The 18,996-nt window shown below is 69.7% G+C and carries 18 protein-coding genes, 1 pseudogene and 1 riboswitch; of the genes and pseudogenes, 16 read left to right on the top strand and 3 right to left on the bottom strand.

The window, feature by feature from the left end:
- Window positions 1-31 precede the first annotated feature (31 nt).
- From QOM21_RS35805 to sbnA, 3 genes are all read left to right on the top strand, one after another.
- On the top strand, window positions 32-1,036 hold the full coding sequence (locus tag QOM21_RS35805) for a TauD/TfdA family dioxygenase (protein ID WP_407555260.1): 1,005 nt from the start codon (window positions 32-34) through the stop codon (window positions 1,034-1,036).
- Window positions 1,033-2,109, top strand: coding sequence for a 2,3-diaminopropionate biosynthesis protein SbnB (sbnB, locus tag QOM21_RS35800; RefSeq protein WP_407555259.1), 1,077 nt, complete (start codon window positions 1,033-1,035; stop codon window positions 2,107-2,109). The genes QOM21_RS35805 and sbnB overlap by 4 nt, the downstream gene beginning before the upstream one ends.
- Before the next feature lie 228 nt (window positions 2,110-2,337).
- The gene (gene sbnA / locus QOM21_RS35795) at window positions 2,338-3,393 is read left to right on the top strand and encodes a 2,3-diaminopropionate biosynthesis protein SbnA (RefSeq protein ID WP_407555258.1); all 1,056 of its coding nucleotides are present in this window, start codon (window positions 2,338-2,340) and stop codon (window positions 3,391-3,393) included.
- 132 nt (window positions 3,394-3,525) lie between these two features.
- On the opposite strand, the gene QOM21_RS35790 is transcribed toward sbnA, so the two are convergent.
- Window positions 3,526-4,005 carry an ATP-binding protein gene (locus tag QOM21_RS35790; RefSeq protein ID WP_407555257.1) on the bottom strand — a complete coding sequence of 160 codons (480 nt, stop codon included), beginning with the start codon at window positions 4,003-4,005 and terminating at the stop codon, window positions 3,526-3,528.
- 402 nt (window positions 4,006-4,407) lie between these two features.
- Between QOM21_RS35790 and QOM21_RS35785 the strand changes: the two genes are divergently transcribed.
- From QOM21_RS35785 to QOM21_RS35740, 10 genes and pseudogenes are all read left to right on the top strand, one after another.
- Window positions 4,408-4,737, top strand: a complete 330-nt coding sequence (locus QOM21_RS35785; RefSeq protein WP_407555256.1) for a chaplin — start codon at window positions 4,408-4,410, stop codon at window positions 4,735-4,737.
- A gap of 242 nt (window positions 4,738-4,979) precedes the next feature.
- Window positions 4,980-5,593 (top strand): annotated as a pseudogene (locus tag QOM21_RS35780) (adenosylcobinamide amidohydrolase).
- A 163-nt stretch (window positions 5,594-5,756) separates the two neighbouring features.
- On the top strand, window positions 5,757-6,827 hold the full coding sequence (gene tsaD, locus QOM21_RS35775; protein ID WP_407555255.1) for a tRNA (adenosine(37)-N6)-threonylcarbamoyltransferase complex transferase subunit TsaD: 1,071 nt from the start codon (window positions 5,757-5,759) through the stop codon (window positions 6,825-6,827).
- A complete protein-coding gene (locus QOM21_RS35770) occupies window positions 6,827-7,399 on the top strand; it encodes a GNAT family N-acetyltransferase (protein ID WP_407555254.1) in 573 nt (190 codons plus the stop codon). The genes tsaD and QOM21_RS35770 overlap by 1 nt, the downstream gene beginning before the upstream one ends.
- Window positions 7,400-7,624: 225 nt before the next feature.
- Window positions 7,625-7,753: riboswitch (cobalamin riboswitch) on the top strand.
- Window positions 7,754-7,805: 52 nt separating this feature from the next.
- Entirely contained in the window at window positions 7,806-9,365 is a 1,560-nt protein-coding gene (locus QOM21_RS35765) for an ABC transporter substrate-binding protein (RefSeq protein ID WP_407555253.1), read from the top strand.
- A gap of 1 nt (window position 9,366) precedes the next feature.
- Window positions 9,367-10,314, top strand: a complete 948-nt coding sequence (locus tag QOM21_RS35760; protein ID WP_407555252.1) for an ABC transporter permease — start codon at window positions 9,367-9,369, stop codon at window positions 10,312-10,314.
- Window positions 10,311-11,144: an ABC transporter permease gene (locus QOM21_RS35755; RefSeq protein ID WP_407555251.1), complete on the top strand. Its 834-nt coding sequence runs from the start codon at window positions 10,311-10,313 to the stop codon at window positions 11,142-11,144. Before QOM21_RS35760 ends, QOM21_RS35755 begins: the two co-directional genes overlap by 4 nt.
- Window positions 11,141-12,757: an ABC transporter ATP-binding protein gene (locus tag QOM21_RS35750; protein WP_407555250.1), complete on the top strand. Its 1,617-nt coding sequence runs from the start codon at window positions 11,141-11,143 to the stop codon at window positions 12,755-12,757. The genes QOM21_RS35755 and QOM21_RS35750 overlap by 4 nt, the downstream gene beginning before the upstream one ends.
- A gap of 189 nt (window positions 12,758-12,946) precedes the next feature.
- The gene (locus tag QOM21_RS35745) at window positions 12,947-13,717 is read left to right on the top strand and encodes a hypothetical protein (protein ID WP_407555249.1); all 771 of its coding nucleotides are present in this window, start codon (window positions 12,947-12,949) and stop codon (window positions 13,715-13,717) included.
- Between the two features lie 251 nt (window positions 13,718-13,968).
- Complete coding sequence (locus QOM21_RS35740) at window positions 13,969-14,334, top strand: MarR family winged helix-turn-helix transcriptional regulator (RefSeq protein ID WP_407555248.1); 366 nt, start codon at window positions 13,969-13,971, stop codon at window positions 14,332-14,334.
- Window positions 14,335-14,415: 81 nt separating this feature from the next.
- Here the strand turns inward: QOM21_RS35740 and QOM21_RS35735 are convergent, their stop codons facing one another.
- Complete coding sequence (locus tag QOM21_RS35735; RefSeq protein ID WP_407555247.1) at window positions 14,416-15,066, bottom strand: FMN-dependent NADH-azoreductase; 651 nt, start codon at window positions 15,064-15,066, stop codon at window positions 14,416-14,418.
- A gap of 145 nt (window positions 15,067-15,211) precedes the next feature.
- On the opposite strand from QOM21_RS35735, the gene QOM21_RS35730 reads away from it, so the two are divergent.
- Both QOM21_RS35730 and QOM21_RS35725 read left to right on the top strand, forming a co-directional pair.
- A complete protein-coding gene (locus QOM21_RS35730; protein WP_407555246.1) occupies window positions 15,212-15,880 on the top strand; it encodes a nitroreductase in 669 nt (222 codons plus the stop codon).
- Window positions 15,881-15,978: 98 nt separating this feature from the next.
- Window positions 15,979-16,707: an SDR family oxidoreductase gene (locus QOM21_RS35725; RefSeq protein WP_407555245.1), complete on the top strand. Its 729-nt coding sequence runs from the start codon at window positions 15,979-15,981 to the stop codon at window positions 16,705-16,707.
- A 195-nt stretch (window positions 16,708-16,902) separates the two neighbouring features.
- Here the strand turns inward: QOM21_RS35725 and QOM21_RS35720 are convergent, their stop codons facing one another.
- Window positions 16,903-17,595, bottom strand: coding sequence for a PepSY domain-containing protein (locus QOM21_RS35720; protein ID WP_407555244.1), 693 nt, complete (start codon window positions 17,593-17,595; stop codon window positions 16,903-16,905).
- Window positions 17,596-17,890: 295 nt separating this feature from the next.
- On the opposite strand from QOM21_RS35720, the gene QOM21_RS35715 reads away from it, so the two are divergent.
- Complete coding sequence (locus QOM21_RS35715) at window positions 17,891-18,595, top strand: DUF2470 domain-containing protein (protein WP_407555243.1); 705 nt, start codon at window positions 17,891-17,893, stop codon at window positions 18,593-18,595.
- Window positions 18,596-18,996 lie beyond the last annotated feature (401 nt).

The raw sequence follows: 18,996 nt of genomic DNA, 5'->3' as shown, positions 1-18,996 counted from the left end.
TTTCCGCGCCCGAACTCAGAGGAGAAGAACGATGCTGTCCTCACTTCCCATCCTTCTGCCCGACCTCGAAAGGGAAGTCGGCAAACCTCCGATGCTACGTGTCGGGTCCACCGTCGACCCGAGGAGCTGGGCGGCCGAGCAGCGCGAGACGCTGCGGGCCATCGTCACCGGGCACGGATCGGTGCTGATCCGGGGTCTGGAGGTGCACGACGCGGCGGAGGTCGGGGCCGTCCTTGAAGGCTTGGGCCTCGCTCCGATGGCGGAGAAGGAAGCCTTCGCCCTGCGGCAGACCTACTTCGACGGCATCTACTCCTCGGTGAAATGGCCCCCGAACCAGCCGATGTGCATGCACCACGAGCTCAGTTACACCCTTGAGTTCCCCGGCCTGATGCTGTTCGCGTGCCTCGCCGCGCCCGCTGAGGGCGGGGCGACCGCAGTGGCCGACTCGGCAGCAGTGCTCGACGCTCTTCCCGCTGCTCTGACCGACCGGTTCGGGCGGGAGGGCTGGCTGCTGACCCGCAGCTACAACGACGAGATCGGGGCTTCCTTGGACCAGGCGTTCGGTACCGAGGACCGGGAGGCCATCGAGCGCTACTGCCGTGCCAACGCGATCGAGTTCGCATGGCAGTCGGACGGCGGGCTGCACACCAGACAGCGCCGCAGCGCCGTGGTGCGCCACCCGTCCAGCGGCCGGCAGTGCTGGTTCAACCAGATCGCGTTCCTCAACGAGTGGACGATGGCGCCCGAGGTGCGCGAGTACCTGATCGACGAATACGGCCCCGACGGGCTGCCGTTCAACACTCGCTACGGAAACGGCGACCCCATCACCGAGGACGTCGTGCAACTGCTCAACGAGGTCTACGAGGCCAACACCGCACGCCGTCCGTGGCAGGCCGGCGACCTGCTGATCGTCGACAACGTCCGTACCGCCCACAGCCGGGAGCCGTTCAAGGGGACGCGGGACGTCGTCGTGGCCCTGGCCGATCCGATACGCCTGGCCGCATGCTCACCGAGTGTCGAGGTGACTCTCTCATGACCACCACAACCCGTCCCGTCGCAACGCCCGCCACGCTGCCCGACGACCCTCGCCCCGTCCCGTCCTTCTCGGTGATCCCGGGAGCCCAGGTCCAAAAGGCCCTGGAGGGACACGAAAAGGAGATCGTGGAGGTGGTCGAGGACACCTACCGGCTGCACGGCGCAGGGGAGTCGGTGAACCCGCCGTCGTCCTTCCTGCGCTTCACCGACCGGCCCACCTCCCGGATCATCGCCCTGCCGGCCTCGATCCGCGGCGAGGCCCGGGTGGACGGGCTGAAGTGGATCTCCAGCTTCCCGCCGAATGTGGCATCAGGCATCCCCAGGGCCTCCGCCGTGCTGATCCTCAACGACTACGTCACCGGCTACCCCTTCGCCTGCCTGGAGAGTTCGATCATCAGCGCCACCAGGACCGCCGCGTCCGCCGCGTCCGCCGCCGACTGGCTCAGCCGCGGACGGCAGCGCCCCACACGTGTCGGATTCTTCGGAGCCGGCCTGATCGCCCGCTACATCCACACCTTCCTGCGCGGGACGGGCTGGTCGTTCGAGGAGGTCGGTGTGCACGATCTGTCGGCCGAGAGCGCTGCCGGCTTCCGGGTGTACCTGGAGCAGTCGGGCGCCGGCGGCCGGGTCACTGTGCATGAGAGTGCCGAGGAACTGATCCGGGTCAGCGACCTGGTGGTCTTCGCCACCATCGCCGGGCAGCCACACGTCAGCGACGTGGGCTGGTTCGATCACAACCCGGTGGTGCTGCATGTGTCGCTGCGTGACCTCGCGCCGCAGGTTCTGCTGGAGTCGACCAACATCGTCGACGACATCGAGCACTGCCTGCGAGCCTCCACCTCCACCCATCTGACCGAACAGGCCACAGGAAACCGGGATTTCCTGCACGGCACGCTGGACGACGTGATGGCCGGCCAAGTGGCGGTGCCGCAGGACCGGCCCGCCGTGTTCTCCCCGTTCGGCCTCGGGGTGCTCGACCTCGCAGTCGGCAAGTACGTCTACGACGAGGTGGTCCGCAGCGGAGAACTACAGGTCGTCGACAGCTTCTTCCATGAGCTGCACCGGTACGGATGAGCCGCCGAGAGCCCGGTCTCCCATGGCAGGGAGGCCGCACCACACGATTCGCCACAAGAGAGATCGGCGACTGAACGCCGCCGACCAGAACGCACCACGCCGCGGCCCTGCCTCGGCTCCCCGCCCCACTCGGCTGGACTCCGGTCCCACCGCAAGAGCGCGAAGCCCGACGCCACGGTCGGATGGATGAACATTCCGAGGTGCTCTGCCGCAGAGGAGGAGACCGTCGTGCCAGTCATCACCGAGCCCCACGCATTCAACGAGGAAGAGCTCTACGTCGACCTCCGGCCGATTTTCGAGCACTCGCTCTTCCTCAAATGCGAGGGCTTCAACTTCGCCGGCTCGATCAAGCTGAAGGCCGCGACCGAGATGGTGGAGTCCGCCGAACGAAACGGCGACCTGACGTCGGATTCGATCCTGGTCGAGTCCTCGTCCGGAAACCTCGGCGTGGCGCTGAGCATCATCGCGGCCAGCAAGGGATACCAGTTTCTGTGCGTCACTGATTCCCGCTGCAATCTGACAACCAGGCTGATGATGGAGGCACTGGGAAGCCAGGTGCACGTGGTCTCCGACGAGGAGGGCAACGGCGGATTCCTCGGCGCGCGACTCGCGTACGTCCGCGACATGTGTGCCTCCGACCCACGGTGCATATGGCTCAGTCAGTACACGAATCCGAGCAACTGGATGGCGCACTACCGCAGGACCGCTCCCGCCATCGCCCACTCCTTCCCGCAACTGGACCTGCTGTTCGTCGGTGCGGGAACCACGGGCACCCTGATGGGCTGCGCACGCTACTTCCGGAATTGGCACCGGCCGGTGCAGATCATCGCCGTTGACAGTGTCGGCTCGGTGACCTTTGGCGGGGCACCAGGACGAAGGATGATTCCCGGCCTGGGCATGAGCGTCCGGCCGCCGCTCCTCGACGACTCCTACGTGGATGACGTCGTCCGTGTGGAGGAAGCGGACACCATCCGGGCGTGCCATCGACTGGCCCGACGCGGCTTCGTGTTCGGCGGATCGACCGGCACGGTCGTCAGCGGCGCCACCGACTGGCTGGCCCGGCACGGCACACGAGGTCATACGGCGGTCGCCATCGCCCCGGACCTCGGTGAGCGCTACCTCGACACCATCTACCAGGCCAACTGGGTTCAGGACCTGTACGGCGAGGATGTCCTCGACACGGACCTGCCGCCCGACACCGATGCCGCCACTGCCCGTACCGCACCACAGGACCGGTCACTCGACACACAGCCGAGCCCGCGCCCTCACCGGTTCGAAGCCTGAAACCGAGCCTGCGAGCCCGAATGCCGTACGCAGCGCCCCTGGCCCGAAGTGCGAAAGGGCCACCCCTCCTGAAGGCGAACTTCAGGAGGGGTGGCCCTTCCGCAAGTGGCTTTCGCACCACCCTGCGTCTCCTCATCCGGGCGCGCCGACCCGCCAGGACTCCACCGCCCAGGGCAGATGAGCGTGGACGGTCTTGCCACCACCCGGATTCGGGGCGGCATCGAGTTCATCGCACACCGCGGTGATGAGGTACCAGCCCAAACCACCGGTCCCGTTCTCGATATCGGGGCGGCGTGCGTGCGGAAGCTCGGGGTTGGGGTCGGTCACGGTGATGTCCAGCCCGTCAGGGTGCGCGGTGAGGGTGAGAGTGCCGGGCCCATGACCGTGCCTAATGGCATTGGTGACGAGTTCGGACACCACAAGGGCCGCTGCTTCCACGTCGGCCGAGTTTCCCGGGTGCACCTGATCGAAGAATCCGCGGGTGGCATCGCGGGTGGCCGAGACCTCCTCCGGCCTCTCGGCGAAACAGCACGCGCATTGCCACTGGTCGTCCACGCCTGGGTGCCGGGTGTCGGGAGAGATGGATGCGCTGGTGGAGAGGGTGGCAGTCATGACGAGACCTTTGTCGCGGTGACCAAGAGGGCGGTTGGGTGCCGCCGAGCGTTCTGAGGGGCGGCACGACTTCCGGAAGACCGGAAGCCGCTGTCGTTTTCCAACTGCCCTTTATTCGGAGCCCACTCCACTCCCGGATGGGCCCGGAGCGCACAAATAACCATTTCTTTGCGTGCGATCTCGATCACGTGTTGTGACGCGCCGCCGCCCCACCTGCGCCTGAGCCTCCTTTCCGTCACAGAGCGCTGAAGCAGCGCCCGGCATGCCCCGCTCCTGCGCCATCGCGTCCGATCGGGTGAATCGCCCGTCCATGAACCAACCTTCCCGCTGCCGGCCCCGAATGCGGCATGACGGGAAGCGGCAGCATCGCCGCTTCCCACTCGACCGGAAAGGCATTTCGCTATGTCACGGATCGTGCGGTTCACCGCTCTTGCCGCCTTCGCCGCCACCACAGTCCTGGGTGGCGCGTCGATCGCCTCCGCCGACAGCGGCGCGCACGGCGTCGCTGCCGGGTCCCCGGGAGTGCTCTCAGGCAACGTCACCCAGGTCCCGGTGCACATCCCGGTCAACGTGTGCGGCAACAGCGTCAGTGCGCTCGGGGCGCTGAACCCGGCGTTCGGCAATACCTGCGTCAACGGCTCCGGCCACCACTGGGGCAAGAAGCACGATGACAAGTGGGGCGGCAAGCACCACAACATGGAGAGGAAGCACGCCGGCTGGAACCGCCGCTGAGCCCACCGGCACATGACGGCTCCCCCTGACCAAGGGCGCGGCCGGTCATGATCGGCTCCGGCCCCCTCCGGTGTTCCGACCCCTGCACCGGAGGGGGCCGACTCGACCGCCGACAGGCTTCCGCCCGATCTGAGATCGCCCCGCGATCGGCCGGGACGTAGCGGAACCCGGTGCAGGCGGCGGGTGAGGTGAGGTCCGCCGAGTACGATCGGGCAGCCTTCGCCCCCGAGGAGTTCAGTCCGGTGACCGCCACCATCCCGCCGCCGCGTACTGCCGTTCTCATGCCGGTGCGGCAGCTGAGTCGGATCGAGGACGGGGAACAGCTACAGGCGCTGATGTGGTCGGCCGGGCCCGGTTGGCGAATGATCAGCAGCGCGGTGCTCGGCGGCGGCATCGGGGAACGGGCCTGGGTTCTCAACGCCCAAGTCGCCCACGGCTATCGGCGCACCGACCCCGCCCGGCACCTGAAACAGCTGGCGGGCGAGGCAGGAGCGCACGGCACCGGCGTCGGGCTGATGACCGCTGCGGACGTCCAGGCGTACGTCCACGCGGAGGACGGCGGAACCGAGGCCGTTGCGACCGCAGGAGTCAGGATTCGCGGCTGGGCCGCCTCGCCGGCGCAGGGCATACCCGTGCCCTTGGAGCCGGGCACGATCAACATCATCGCCGCGCTGCCCGTGCCGCTTTCGGACTCGGCCCTGGTCAACGCGGTCGCCACCGCCACGGAGGCCAAGGTCCTCGTACCGCAGGGCCGGGAGACGAGGTCCATGCCTTCGCGGGGCCACGCTCGCTGTGGGGTGCCCGCCTGGCCCGCTCCGTGCACCACGCGGTGCGCGGCGCGCTCCCTGAGCACTGAAGCCTGCGCTCGCCCCGCCGGCATCCCTGTGTCTCACCGCCGCAGCTTTCCCCTGCCCTCAGGGCCCACTCCCCGCCCGAGGGACCGCCCGGGCTTATTGCATACTGTTCGCAATAACAATTTTGGTGCAATTAGTCTGGGCGCGGTGCGAGAGGAGAAGGGCATGCGTGGGACGCCCGTGGTGCTGGGCATTGAGTCGTCCTGTGACGAGACGGGGGCCGGGCTCGTGCAGGACGGCCGGCTGCTGGGGCATGCGGTGGCGTCGAGTATGGACGAGCACGCCCGGTTCGGTGGAGTGGTGCCGGAGATCGCGTCCCGCGCCCATGTCCAGGCGCTCAATCCGGTCGTCCGGCAGGCGCTGGAGCAGGCCGGACTGGGGATGTCCGACATCGGGGCGGTCGCGGTGACGACCGGTCCGGGGCTGTCGGGCGCCCTTCAGGTCGGACTGGCCGGCGCGAAGGGGCTGGCGTATGCGCTGGGCGTCCCGCTCTACGGCGTGCACCACTTGGCGGGGCATGTCGCCGCCGACACCCTGGAGCACGGTCCGCTGCCCGACCCCTGCATGGTGCTGATCGTCTCCGGCGGGCACACCTCGCTGCTGCTCGTACGCGATCTGGCCCGGGATCCGATCGTGCACCTCGGCGACACGCTCGACGACGCGGCCGGCGAATGCTTCGACAAGGTCGCCCGGGTCTTCGGGCTGCCCTATCCCGGCGGTCCGGCCATCGACCGGGCCGCGCGCGAGGGCGACGCCCGCGCCGTCGCCTTCCCCCGGCCACTCACCGGGCCGCGGGATGATCCGTACGGCTTCTCGTTCTCGGGGCTGAAGACCGCCGCGGCACGGTGGGCGGAGCGGCATCGGGGACAGGTCCTGCCGGTGGCCGACGGTGCCGCCTCGCTCCAGGAGGCGGTCGCCGATGTGCTGACCCGCAAGGCAGTGGCCGCCTGCACCGCGCACGGCGTGGGCACCCTGGTCGTGGTCGGCGGGGTGGCGGCCAACTCCCGGGTCCGGGCGCTGGCGGAGGAGCGCTGCGCGGCCGCCGGAGTCACCCTGCGCGTGCCGCCGCTGAAGCTGTGCACGGACAATGGCGCGATGATCGCCGCTATCGGGGATCTCCTGGTCCGGGCGGGCGCCGAGCCCGCACCGCTGAACGTCTCGATCGATCCGTCAGCGCCCTTGGAGTACGCCGCGCTGCACCCGGTCGCCCGCAAGGTCCCCGTGAAGGTGTCCTGATGGCCGGCGTGGTCCGCGCTGTATCCGGCCGACAGCTGGAGTCGTACGCCGACGGCATTCGCACCGTATATGCCGATGCCTTCGGCGGGCCTCCGTGGGCGGAAGGTCCGACCCCGGCCGACGGGTACCTGTTGCGACTGGCCGACGATGTGCGACGCCCCGGGTTCCGGGCCGCGCTCGCACTCGACGAGGGCACCGTGCTCGGGTTCGCGACCGCCTGGACAACTCCCGCCCCCTTCCCCACCACCCGTTGCTACCCGCAGGCGGCCGCCGCTCTGGGTGCCGCACGCACCACTGCCTGGCTGTGCGGCGCCCAGGAAATCGACGAACTGGCCGTGCACACACAGGCGCGCGGCAGTGGCCTGGGTGCCTGCCTGCTGGATGCGCTGCACGCCGAGACGGCACACGGCCGCTCGTGGCTGCTCACCTCCGTACGCGCCGAACGCGCCGTCGCCTTCTACCGGCGACTCGGCTGGCGCCAGGCCACCCACCCCGCACCCGGAGGGCAGGGAGTGGCCGTCTTCCTCGGTCCCCACCACCCCGCCGAAGTGCCGGCCCCCCTTCCCGACTGAACTGACCACTCCGGAACCCTCTTTGCAAGCCTTCTTGTGCACCTCCGACGTCCGAACCCTGCCCACGGGCACTGAGCCGGCCGTTCACATCGCCGAGCCCACACGGCGCCGCCCCGACAGCCCCTCCAGCCGCTTCAACTCGTTCGTCCCGGGTCCTGCGGGGAACGACCCCTGGGCCCCGGTTCCCCTGTCCGTGCGCCAGAATGAGTGCACGAGGCGACGGGGACCAGGAAGCCGGTGTGATTCCGGCGCGGTCCCGCCACTGTGACCGAGGAGCGAACCTCCCGCATGTCACTGTCCGCGGACGCGGATGGGAAGGCGGAGGCGAGTGACGATCCGGGAGCCAGGAGACTGACCCGTCGCCGGTCCGACAGCAGGGGCGAGGACACCCCGGAGAGGATCGATTGTGACGACGCATGCCCGGACGGAGCCGGTACGGCCCGAACTCGGCAGACGAGGGGTGCTGGCCGCCGGAGGCTCCCTGGCGCTGGCCGCGTCCGGCCTGCTCACAGGCTGCGGCGGGGACACGAGGGACGGCGGAGGCAGCGACCGGTTCCGCGCCGCGTTCACCGCCGGGGGATCCCAGGAGACCCTCGACCCCCACGTCGCCCCGAACTTCGTCGACCAGGCCCGGGCCAAGGCCCTCTACGACACGCTGGGCACCTACGCGGCCGACATGTCCGTCCGCGGGCGGCTCGCGGAGTCCTGGGAGAGCGACGCCTCCGGCACCCGGTGGCGCGTACGGCTGCGCAAGGCGGAGTTCCACGACGGCAGACCGGTGACGGCAAAGGACGTCCTCTACAGCTACCGCCGTGCCGCCGACCCCGACACCGGCTCCCCCTCGCAACAGCTGCTCTCCGCGATCGACTTCGACGCCGGAAAAGCCGACGGCGAGCGGTCCGTCGTCTTCGTGCTGAAGGCGCCGAACTTCGAGTTCCCCAGCGTCCTCGCCGGCCCGGGCACCGAGATCATCCCCGACGGTACGAAGGACTTCCGCACGCCCGTCGGCTCCGGCCCCTTCACCTACGTCTCCTTCACGCCCGGCGGTACCGCCCGCTACCGGCGCTGGGCGGACCACTGGGACGGCGCCCCGCACATCGCCGAGTTGGAGATCGTCCCCGCGAACGAGGAGTCGGCGCGGCTCAACGCCCTGCTGTCCGGACAGGTCCACTACATATCCGACATGGCCGGCGCCTCCGTGGAACGGCTGAAGAAGGAGGGCTCGACGCGGCTGCTGACCGCGGAACGGGCCACCGCCCAGCAGTTGGTGCTGCGGACCGGCCGAAAGCCGTTCGACGACCCCCGGCTGGTGCGGGCCGTGCAACTCGGGCTCGACCGGGAGGCGTTGGTGCGTGTCGCCCTCGCCGGGCACGGCGAGCCGGGGAACGACCTGTTCGGCATGGGCCTGCGCGGCTACCCGGACGACCTCAAACCCCGCGAGCGGGACATCGGCAAGGCGCGCAGGCTCGTGAAGGAGGCCGGCGCGAACGGGCTGGAGATCACCGTGGAGACCAGCTCCGTCGACGCCGCATGGGAGCCTGCCGCGGACCTGATGGCACGCCAGCTGCGCGAGGTGGGGCTGAGGCTCACCTCCAACACCCGTGCCTCCAGCACCTACTTCAGCGAGATCAAGACGAAGGGCGTCGCCGCCTTCAACACCACCTCCACGCTGCCCGTATCCGACTTCCTCCAGCAGCGGGTCCGCGGCGGAGCTGCCCGCAACCAGACGCAGTACGCCTCGAAGGATTTCGACGCGTTGCTGGAACGCGCCCGTACCACCCGGGACGAGCAAGGACGGCTGGCCCTGCTCGCGCGCGCCCAGAAGATCGCCCGCGACGGGTCCGGGCTGCTGGTGTGGGCGTTCTCCGACGCCAACGACGCCATCGGCCCGTCCGTCCGCGGACTGCGCGCCGCACCGCCGAACTCGCACGACTGGGCCCGGTTCGACCGGGTCCGCGTGGGCTGAGGTGTGCGCCTACGTCCTGCGGCGCTCACTACTGGCAGTCATTCAGTGCCTGGTGGTACTGGTCGCTGTGTTCGCCGTGGGGTCGCTGCTGCCCGGAGACACGGCCGACGTGCTCCGCGGCGAACTCGGTACTCCCGAACAGGTGGTGGCGCTGCGAAGGCAGTTGGGGCTGGACGAGCCGGCCTGGACCCGCTTCGGACACTGGCTCGGCGACCTCTTCACCGGTGACCTCGGCACTTCCCTGACCACCGGGCTGCCGGTGGGCGACGACGTCGGCCGTCGCTTCGGGGTGACGCTGCTGCTGGGGATACCGGCACTGGTGCTGGTGACGGTTCTGGCTCCGCTGCTGGGCACGGTTTCGGGGCTGCGGGAGGGCAGTCGCGTCGACCGGACGCTGAACACCGCCGCCCTTCTGCTGCACGCCGTACCGGAGTTCGTGCTCGGACTGCTGCTGGTCGCCTCGGTCTCGCTGACGGCCGGGCTGCTGCCGGCCACCGCCGTCGGCATGGACACCGCCGCGCTGGTGGCGCAACCTGCCGTACTGGTGCTGCCCGTCATCGTCCTGACGGCTCGTCATCTCTGTGACCTGGCCCGGCAGATTCGCGTCGGAGTGGCGGCGGAGCGGTACGGCGCCGTTGCCGAGCACCTTCGGCTGCTGGGGATGCGGGAGCGGACGGTGGTGCTGCGCCATGTGCTGCCCAACGCCCTGGGCCCCGCCACACAGCAGTTCGCCCGCTGCGTGGAGGGGCTGCTGGGCGGCGCCGTACTGGTGGAATCCGTGTTCGGCTTCCACGGGCTGGGCAGCGGTTTCGTCGAGGCGGTGCAGAACCGGGACCTTCCCCAGGTGCAGACGTACGCGCTGCTGTTCGCCGGCACCGCCGTCGCGGTGAACCTCGCCGGTGACCTGGCCGCCCATCGGCTGGCACCGCGCCGGGAGGTGACGGCGTGACCTTGCGGGAGAAGGCCGGCGCCGCAGGCGCCTACCGGCCTCGCCGTCCGTGGACGGCGTTGGTGCTGCTCGGAGTGCCGGTGGTCGCAGCGTTGTCGGGGCCGTGGGTGGCGGGGGCCGTGCCGTCGGCGGAGGGTGCGCTGCCGTCGCAGCCGCCCGGCGCGGGTCATCCGCTCGGTACGGACGTCCTGGGCCGCGATGTGCTGTGGCTCGTGCTGCACGGCGGCGCTTCGGTGCTGTGCAGCGCCCTTGGCGCGCTGCTGGTCGGCATGGCCGCGGGGGTGCCGCTGGGGCTGCTGGCCGCCGGCCCCCGGCGCGGCCTCGACGAGACGGTGATGCGCGGGCTGGACCTGTTGCTCGCCTTCCCCGGACTGCTGGTGCTGATGACCTTGGCCGCGACGGGACACCGCAACTGGTACTGGCTGGTGACGGTCGCCGGGGTGCTGCAAGTCCCTGCCGTGACACGCCTGGTACGCGGCGCCGCGCTGGCGCCGGGCAGCCGGACGGTCGTCGAGGCACTGCGGATGCAGGGGCGCGGCTGGGCGTACATCCATCTTCGGCATCTGGCACGGGAACTGGCCGCTCCCCTGGCCACCGACGCGGGCGGCAGGTTCTCCGTGGTGCTCTACCTACTGGCGTCCGCCAACTTCCTCGGCCTGGGGTTGCCCGCGTCGTCGCCGGACTGGGCCGTCCTCATCGAGCGCAACAGCGACGCACTGTTCACCCAGCCCGCTGCTGTGCTGGTGCCCGCCGGCCTGCTGACGGCGCTGTGCATCGGAGGCAACCTGCTCGTGGACCGAACCCTCGCACGGAAGAGGAGAGGCCGGTGACCGGCTCCGCACACCTGCCACTGCTGGACGTCCCTGAGGTCTCCGCGCATGCCGACGGGGCGGAGCGCCCACTGCTGGACCGGGTCGGACTGACCGTTCCGGCGGGCGCCGTCACTGCCGTCGTCGGTCCGTCGGGCAGCGGCAAGACGACGCTCGGCCTGGCGGTGCTCGGTGCCTCCCGAAGCGGCGTGCGGCTGGCCGGACGCGTCCTGCTGGCGGGCACGGACCTCCTGCTCCTGCCACCTGCCGGGCGTCCCGCGGCCCGGGCGGGCCGGGCCGCGCATCTGCCGCAGCATCCGGAGAGCGTCCTGGATCCGGTCCGCCGGGCCGGCGGCGCGCTGACGGAGCTGGCCGCCCTCGGGCATCGGGGACGGGCCGCACAAAAACGCGCGGCGCGAGAGGCACTGACAGCCTCCGGCCTGGAGTGGGAGACCGTCCGCCGTCGGTTCCCGCACCAGCTCTCCGGCGGTCAGCAGCAGCGTCTGGCGCTCGCCTCCACCATGGTGACCGGGGCCGGGCTGCTGGTGCTGGACGAGCCGACAAGTGGCCTGGACCCGGCACTCGCGTACGCCCTGGGCCGTACGGTGCGGAACCTCGCGGACGACGGGGCGGGCGTGCTGCTGCTCAGTCACGATCTGCAGCTGGTGCGAGAGACGGCCGACCGGGTCATTGTGCTGGAGCAGGGCAGGGCCGTGGACGACGGGCCGGCGGCGGACGTCCTGGGTGCCGGCGGTCCGGTGCCCATCGTCACGCCTCCCCCAGCCGTCCGCCATCGCACCACCCGGGAACTGCTCGCCGCGGAACGTCCCGGCGACGCGGGCAAGGAAGCGGGCCCGGACACGATCGGCCCGGCTGCGGAAGGCCGCGGCGGGGTCGCCGCCACGGGGATCGTCGTGCGCCGCAGGTCCGGCGATCCGCTCACCGGCACGGTATCGATGGCGTTCCCGCCCGGTGGCAGGGTCGCTCTGCTCGGCCCCTCCGGCTCGGGCAAGACGACGTTCGCCCGGGTGCTGGCCGGGCTCACCACGCCGTCCGAGGGCGAGGTGCGGTTCGACGACCGTCCACTCCCCCGCCGCATCGACCGGCGCACGGCCGCGCAGCGCCGCGCCATCCAGTACGTGCACCAGAACAGCGCCGGCTCATTCGAGAACCATCGCCCGGTCCTCGGTCAACTCGCAGACACCGCACGACTGTTGCGAGGTTTGCGGGGCGATGATGCGACAGCCGAGGCGATCGGGACCGCCGGTTCGCTGGGGCTCGACGAGGCGCTGCTGCACCGGACCCCGGACCGGCTCTCCGGCGGCCAGCTCCAGCGCTGTGCGCTGGTGCGGGCACTGACGGCACATCCGGCACTGCTGGTGTGCGACGAGGTGACGTCGGCGCTGGACACCGTATCCCGGCAGCGGGTCATCGACACGCTGCCCCGCCTGCTCGCCCCGGCAGATACCGCCCTGCTGTTCATCAGCCACGACCTGCCCGCGGTACGGGCACTGACCGACGAGGCCGCGCTGTTCGACGGCGGCCGCTGTGTGCGCCACGGTCCGGTCGACGAGGTGCTGTCTGCGGCGTGGTCCGGCACATCTGGCCAGGGCGGCCGCGGCGACGACGCGTGACCGAGAAGCCCAGGAGGGCTCCCACCAGGATCCGGGGTCGAAAACCTCAGGTCCGGCCCCTGCCTCCCGGCACCCTCATCCGTGGCGGCACCACCGGTTACCCCGTTTGCACGGGAATCCTGCCTTCCAAGGTGCGCCGCGTCCCGCAGCAGCGTCAGCTGAGGAAGGGGACCGAACCGAGGAGAAACGATGGCCGGCAACCGATTGAAAAATGGCAACACGACCATCGACCGGCGGCTCGATCGCATTCCGCAGTTCGACGAGCGCAGCCGGAATTTCCCCATCCGAGAGATGGTCACCGAGCGCGCTCCCCTGCGCTCCGCAGGCTGGGCCTGCCCCTCCTGGCTGGACCAGGGCAACGAAGGGGCCTGCGTCGGATTCGCCTGGTCCCACGAGCTGATCGCCACCCCGGTCGAGGTGCCGGGAGTGAACGATTCCTTCGCGCGCGGTGTCTATCGCGAAGCGCAGAAGGTCGACGAGTGGCCCGGGGAGGACTACGACGGCACCTCGGTGCTCGCCGGAGCCAAGGCGGTATCCGCACGCGGATACATGGACGAGTACCGCTGGGCTTTCGGAGTGGACGACGTGCTGCGCACACTGGGCTACTTCGGCCCCGTCGTGATCGGTATCAAGTGGTACAACTCCATGTTCCAGCCGGCCCCCAACGGGTTGCTTGAGGTGTCCCCGGGTGACTTTGGGGGCCATGCGATCCTCGTGCGCGGTGTCTCACTCAAGGCACGGCTCAACGGGAGCCGCGGCACCACGCCGGTCGTGCGGCTGCGTAATTCCTGGGGGCGGGACTGGGGCGTCGACGGTGACTGTTACCTCCGGGTCGAGGATCTCGAAAAGCTCCTGAAGGACGACGGGGAGGCCTGCGTCCCTGTTGAGCGCAAGGCAAGCTCCTCACGGGCGCCCCATGTCGACTCCGAGCTCCTCCGTGAAAGCGGCGAGATCGACTGACCTGATTGCACACCCCTGAAGCCGCCCGGCTCCGAAGGCCGGTGGACTGTTCGGTCGGTCTTCCTCGGCCGCGGGAATATCTGGTTTCAATCGATACGGTATCGAACAAACGGTGACTGTACTGTGGCTTCATGGCCGCCGACGCTCCTCACCGAACCCCTGCCTCCCGTGCGACCGACCGCCCGGGAGACGCATCGCCCTTCGCTCTCGGCCTGCTCTTGCGTCGGGCCCACTGGCATGCGGCCGCGGTGATGGCAGAGGCCCTTAAGCCGCTCGGCATCGAGTTGCGGCACTTCGCCGTGCTGATCGAGTTGGTCAACCAAGGGCCCACGATGCAGCGGGACTTGGCGACGGCGACGGGGTCGGACAAGGCAGGAATCATGCGAGTCGTGGACGACCTGGAGCGCAAGGGGCTGGCCGCACGCAAGGCCGTCCCGGGGGACCGACGGGCGCGGGCGGTGGAGATCACGCCTGAGGGCCTGGAGCTTTTCGACGCGGCCCACGTGGCGGCGGAGCCGCTGACCGAGCGTCTCGTTGCCGAACTGAAGCCCGGCGAGCCCGAGCAGTTGGCGGATCTACTGACCCGGTTCGCCCATCCCGCGGGCGTCGAGGCGTAAGCCCGTCCGCGCGGCGGTTGTTACCGCGTAGGCGCGCCGCGCCGCCGCGCGACCGGCGGCGCGCCCATCACCCCCGCGGGATCACGCGGCGAGGCGCTCCGCGAGTTCCTCGGCCTTGGCGACCGCCGCCTCGAACGCACGCTCGCGGGATGCTTCATAGAGGGGGATCAGTTCGGACATGGCCGCGCTGCGAGGAGCCATGGTGAGTTCCGGGACGATGTGGTCGAGCTGCAGGCCGAGAGTGTCCTTGAGGACGGCTTCCAGGTAGTTCTGCACGAAGTCGTAGCCTTCGCGCGGGGTCCCCGGCGCGTAGGAGCCGCCGCGGCTGGCGACGACGACGGCCGGGGTGCCTTGGGCAGAGGGGGCCTCGCCCGCGGTGCGACCGAGCAGGAGGACGCTGTCGACCCACGCCTTGAGGGTCGACGGGATCGAGAAGTTGTACATGGGCGCGCCGATCAGGACGACATCCGCCCGCTCCAGCTCCTCAATGAGCGTCACGCGCGCGGCGAACGCGGCGGACTGCTGCGCAGTGCGCTCGGAGGGGGCGGCGTAACCGGCGGACCAGGCGTCAGCAGTGATGTGCGGGACAGGGTCGGCGGCGACATCGCGGTAGATGACCACGCCCTCCGGGTGCCGCCCCTCCCACGCCTTACGGAAGGCGGCCGTGACCGCTCGGGACGAGGACGCCTCGCCGGAAAACACGGACGAATCGATGTGCAGCAGTGTGGCCATGACCTTCTCCAAAGAATCGCGCCCGAGGCGGGAACCAAGGGCCGAGGATCAACACTCGAAGATAGTTAAACACGAGACAGTATCGAGTGATACTATCTCGTGCGTAACGGAATGAGCTGTTGAGCGGTCGAGGAGGCAGGCGATCATGGACGTCTACGAGGCGGTCACGACCCGACGTGCGGTGCGCGGGTTCACCGACCGGCCCGTCCCCCGGCAGGCGCTTGAGCGCGTACTGTCCGCAGCGGCATGGGCGCCGTCCGGATCGAACCTCCAGCCGTGGCACGCCTACGTGCTGACCGGCGACCCGCTGGCAGAGCTCAAGAAGCGGGCCGGCGAGCGTCTGGCTGCCGGCGACTCCTGGGACGAGCCGGAGTACGAGCAGTACCCGACCGCCCTGAAGTCCCCGTACCGCGAGCGCCGAGCCGCCTTCGGCGAGCAGCGCTACGGTTCGCTCGGGATCGCGCGCGAGGACATAGAGGCGCGCCAGAGGGCCGCTTCCGCGAACTGGCAATGCTTCGGCGCGCCCGCGGCCCTGTTCTGCTACATCGACCCGGAACTGGGCGGGCCGCAGTGGTCCGACGTCGGCATGTATCTGCAAACCGTCATGCTGCTGCTGCGCGCCGAAGGGCTGCACAGTTGCCCGCAGATGGCGTGGGCGAAGTTTCACACGTCCGTCGCGGAGGTCCTGTCACCGCCCGACGAACTCATCCTCTTCTGCGGCATGTCGATGGGGTTCGAGGACGGCACGGCGGGTGACGCACGCACGGGGCGGGCGCCGCTCGACGAGACGGTCACGTTCGTCGACGGCTGCTGACACCGCCCGCCTCCAACCGGCCAGGGCGCCGTTTCTTGCCGCGCCCACACATGGCTCATGTGCCATGTTGCACACATGCCCCCAACGAAAGGCACGTCATGAAGTTCGCAGTCATCGGCGGGACCGGACTGATCGGGTCGCAGGTCGTCAGGAACCTGAACGCCGCCGGGCACGAGGCGGTACCGCACTCGCAGTCCACCGGAGTCGACGTCATCAGCGGCCAGGGGCTGGAGGAAGCCGTGGCGGGAGCCGACGCCGTCGTCAACCTGACGAACTCCCCGACTTTCGACGAAGCCTCCCCGGCCTTCTTCCGCACCTCGATGGAGAACCTTCTGGCCGCGGCCCACAAGGGCGGCGTCGGCCACTTCGTCATCCTCTCGATCGTCGGCGTCGACCAGGTGCCGGAGCTGGACTACTACCGGGCCAAGCTGCTCCAGGAGCAGCTGCTCGCGGCCGGGCCGATCCCCTACTCCATCGTTCGGGCGACGCAATTCATGGAGTTCATGGACGCCGTCCTGTCCTGGACCGCGGACGGCGACACCGTCCGGTTGCCCGCCACGCCGATCCAGCCGATCGCAGCCAAGGACGTGGCGAACGAGGTGACACAGGTCGCCGCGGGCACCCCGCTGGGAGCCATCCGCAACATCGCCGGCCCCGAGATCTTCACCCTGGACGAGCTGGGCCGGATCACCCTGTCCCGCAAGGGCGACAAGCGCACCGTCACCATCGACCCCACCGCCGGCATGTTCGCGGCCATCAAGGGCGATGTCCTCACCGACAAGGACGCCCACCTCGCCCCCACCCGCTACACCGACTGGCTCGCCTGACTCCTGGCGCCCCCTCAGGCACGCCAACCGTCAGCGGGTGCGGGGACCGCGCACGTCCCCAACGGACACGGCAGCATGCCGCGGGGTGCGGCAGCGGACCCCGTCCGGAACGGGCGAGGGGGCCGCGTCCGCCGGGCAGTGGCGGTGCGGCCCCCTCGGGCTGTGGCGGCGTCAGGCGGACACCCTGGAGCCTGATCAGTCGTCGTCGCCGTCGTTGTCACCCTGACCGTTGTGGTCGTCCTGGTCGATGTGCTGGTTGAGGACCTTGCCCGAGGCGGCGTCGATGGTGACGTCATGGCTCTTGTGGTCCTTACCAAGGACATCGACCTCCCACACCGTCGAGCCGTTACGGTCGTTGTCATCCAGACCGTAGGAGACGACCGTGCCCGGGACAGCCTTGAGCGCCGCAGCAGTCGCCTTGCCGTGACCGACCTTCGCCCCCTTGACCAAAGCCTGCGCCTCAGCAGCACCCTGAGCGGCATCGTCGTCACGATCGGCATGCTGGCTCAGAACCTTGCCATTGCCGGCATCGACGATGACCTCGTGATTCTTGTGATCCTTCCCGAGGACACCGACCTCCCAGACCAGGGAACCATTACGGTCCGCGCTGTCCAGCTCCGCCGACGTCGCAGTGCCGGCCACAGCCTTCAAAGCCTTCGCCGTGGCCTGGGACTGACCGACCTCGTCACCCTGGACCTGCGCCCGGTCCTTGGCAGTGTCACCCAGCCCACGCTCACCCTTCGAGAGCTGAACCGAGGACTGCGGAGCCGGGCCGTCGTCACCCGCGAAAGCAGTCGCGGCACCCGCCCCGCCGACAAGGGCAACGGCAGCAGCCGTGGCGAGAACAACGGCACGAGGGGCAAGAGTGCGCTTGACGGTGGCCTTCATGAGGACATACCTCCAGATCGAGATGCGGTCTACTTCCGCCGGCGGACCTCCTGCGCCCTCACCGACAACCACCACACTGCCGAACCCAACCTGAACACAACCTGAAACCCTGAAGCCCCCTTAAGGAACCCATCCGCACACAGGCGGAAGGGCCGGCGCTACGAGGCCGGCGACTCAGTCGCTCGTCGGCGTTCCGGATGCCTTGCAGGACACCTCCACACTTGATTAGGTTAGCCTTACCTAAGTGACCTTGCGTTGCTGCGCGCCTCCCCTACTCATGCCTGGAGAATCCGGAATGCCTCCCTTCCAAAACCGCGCCGCCACACCGTCTGCCGCCGAGCGCGTCCGGTCGATCCTCGCTGCTGCCCACTCCATGACAGTGGTGAGCGACGGGCACCACACCGAGGTGCGTCGCCTCGAAGGGACGGGGGCGATGGGCCACTTCCACCTGCACGCACCGTCCGAGGACGGCGATGCCCAAACGGCGACACACCTCCCCGTCCGGCTGGAGCTCACCGACATCACGCCCGCGCCCGTCCGCGACCGGGTACGTGCCCGCGTCACCCTGACCGGGCTTCTGGCCGCCCCCTACAGCACGGAATCCACCCAGAGCACCTGCATGGAGTTCGGCCAGGCCGTCCTCGAAGACGCCCACGGATCCGCCTACGTCACCCTCCACGACCTGGAGGCGACCGAACTCGACCCCATCGCCACCAGCGAAGCGGCCATGCTGACCCACCTCCTCGACGACCACAGCGAGCTCGTCCCCCTGCTGCTGCGCCTCGTCCACCCCCACCCGGACAGCGGCGTTCTGCGCGCCCTCCCGGTGGCGATCGACCGCTACGGCATGACCCTGCGCCTCGAATACCCGCACACCCACCAAGACATCCGGCTGCCCTTCCAGACACCCGTGACCGACATCGACCAGGCCGGCCCCCAGATCCACGCCCTCCTGACCACGGCACACAACCTCGCCCACGCGGGCCACATGCTGCCCTGAAGGCCAGGCCGCACCACGGCTCCGGGGCGCGAACCGCCCTTCCACACACGGAGGTTGGTCCGCCGCGCCTTCGCACATCGCCAACCCCTGGAGTGGAACCGGCCACCGTCGTTCTGCCGGGCCGCCCCGAACGCGGCGAAGAAGCCGACAGACGTGAGGCCCCAGGCTCCGGGGGGATCCTGGGACTTCACGTGATGGTGATCAATTGATGCACCGCCTCGGCAGCGGAAGGCGTTCGTACGCAGCCAGGAGCGTGCGGCGGGACGGCGTAACCGAGGAGCCCGCAAATTGGCTCCGGTTGGTCGAGCCCGATCCCGGCACCGTCCTCCCGTGGCGTTCGACTCCTTGCCGTGGAGGGACGCAATCATGGCGCCGGGCACGAATCCGCCACAGCCGTCCTG

Origin of the sequence: Streptomyces sp. Pv4-95, assembly GCF_045782725.1 — a bacterium.
GTDB lineage: Bacteria > Actinomycetota > Actinomycetes > Streptomycetales > Streptomycetaceae > Streptomyces.
This window is presented reverse-complemented; position numbering and strand designations above follow the sequence as displayed.

Excerpts from the sequence above, each read along its gene's own strand:
- QOM21_RS35785 (WP_407555256.1), top strand. The coding sequence starts at position 4,408 with ATGTCACGGATCGTGCGGTTCACCGCTCTTGCCGCCTTCGCCGCCACC.
- QOM21_RS35770 (WP_407555254.1), top strand. The coding sequence starts at position 6,827 with ATGGCCGGCGTGGTCCGCGCTGTATCCGGCCGACAGCTGGAGTCGTAC.
- QOM21_RS35805 (WP_407555260.1), top strand. The coding sequence starts at position 32 with ATGCTGTCCTCACTTCCCATCCTTCTGCCCGACCTCGAAAGGGAAGTC.
- QOM21_RS35740 (WP_407555248.1), top strand. The coding sequence starts at position 13,969 with ATGGCAGAGGCCCTTAAGCCGCTCGGCATCGAGTTGCGGCACTTCGCC.
- QOM21_RS35720 (WP_407555244.1), bottom strand. The coding sequence starts at position 17,595 with ATGAAGGCCACCGTCAAGCGCACTCTTGCCCCTCGTGCCGTTGTTCTC.
- QOM21_RS35730 (WP_407555246.1), top strand. The coding sequence starts at position 15,212 with ATGGACGTCTACGAGGCGGTCACGACCCGACGTGCGGTGCGCGGGTTC.
- QOM21_RS35790 (WP_407555257.1), bottom strand. The coding sequence starts at position 4,005 with ATGACTGCCACCCTCTCCACCAGCGCATCCATCTCTCCCGACACCCGG.
- tsaD (WP_407555255.1), top strand. The coding sequence starts at position 5,757 with ATGCGTGGGACGCCCGTGGTGCTGGGCATTGAGTCGTCCTGTGACGAG.
- QOM21_RS35725 (WP_407555245.1), top strand. The coding sequence starts at position 15,979 with ATGAAGTTCGCAGTCATCGGCGGGACCGGACTGATCGGGTCGCAGGTC.
- QOM21_RS35735 (WP_407555247.1), bottom strand. The coding sequence starts at position 15,066 with ATGGCCACACTGCTGCACATCGATTCGTCCGTGTTTTCCGGCGAGGCG.
- QOM21_RS35715 (WP_407555243.1), top strand. The coding sequence starts at position 17,891 with ATGCCTCCCTTCCAAAACCGCGCCGCCACACCGTCTGCCGCCGAGCGC.
- sbnB (WP_407555259.1), top strand. The coding sequence starts at position 1,033 with ATGACCACCACAACCCGTCCCGTCGCAACGCCCGCCACGCTGCCCGAC.
- QOM21_RS35745 (WP_407555249.1), top strand. The coding sequence starts at position 12,947 with ATGGCCGGCAACCGATTGAAAAATGGCAACACGACCATCGACCGGCGG.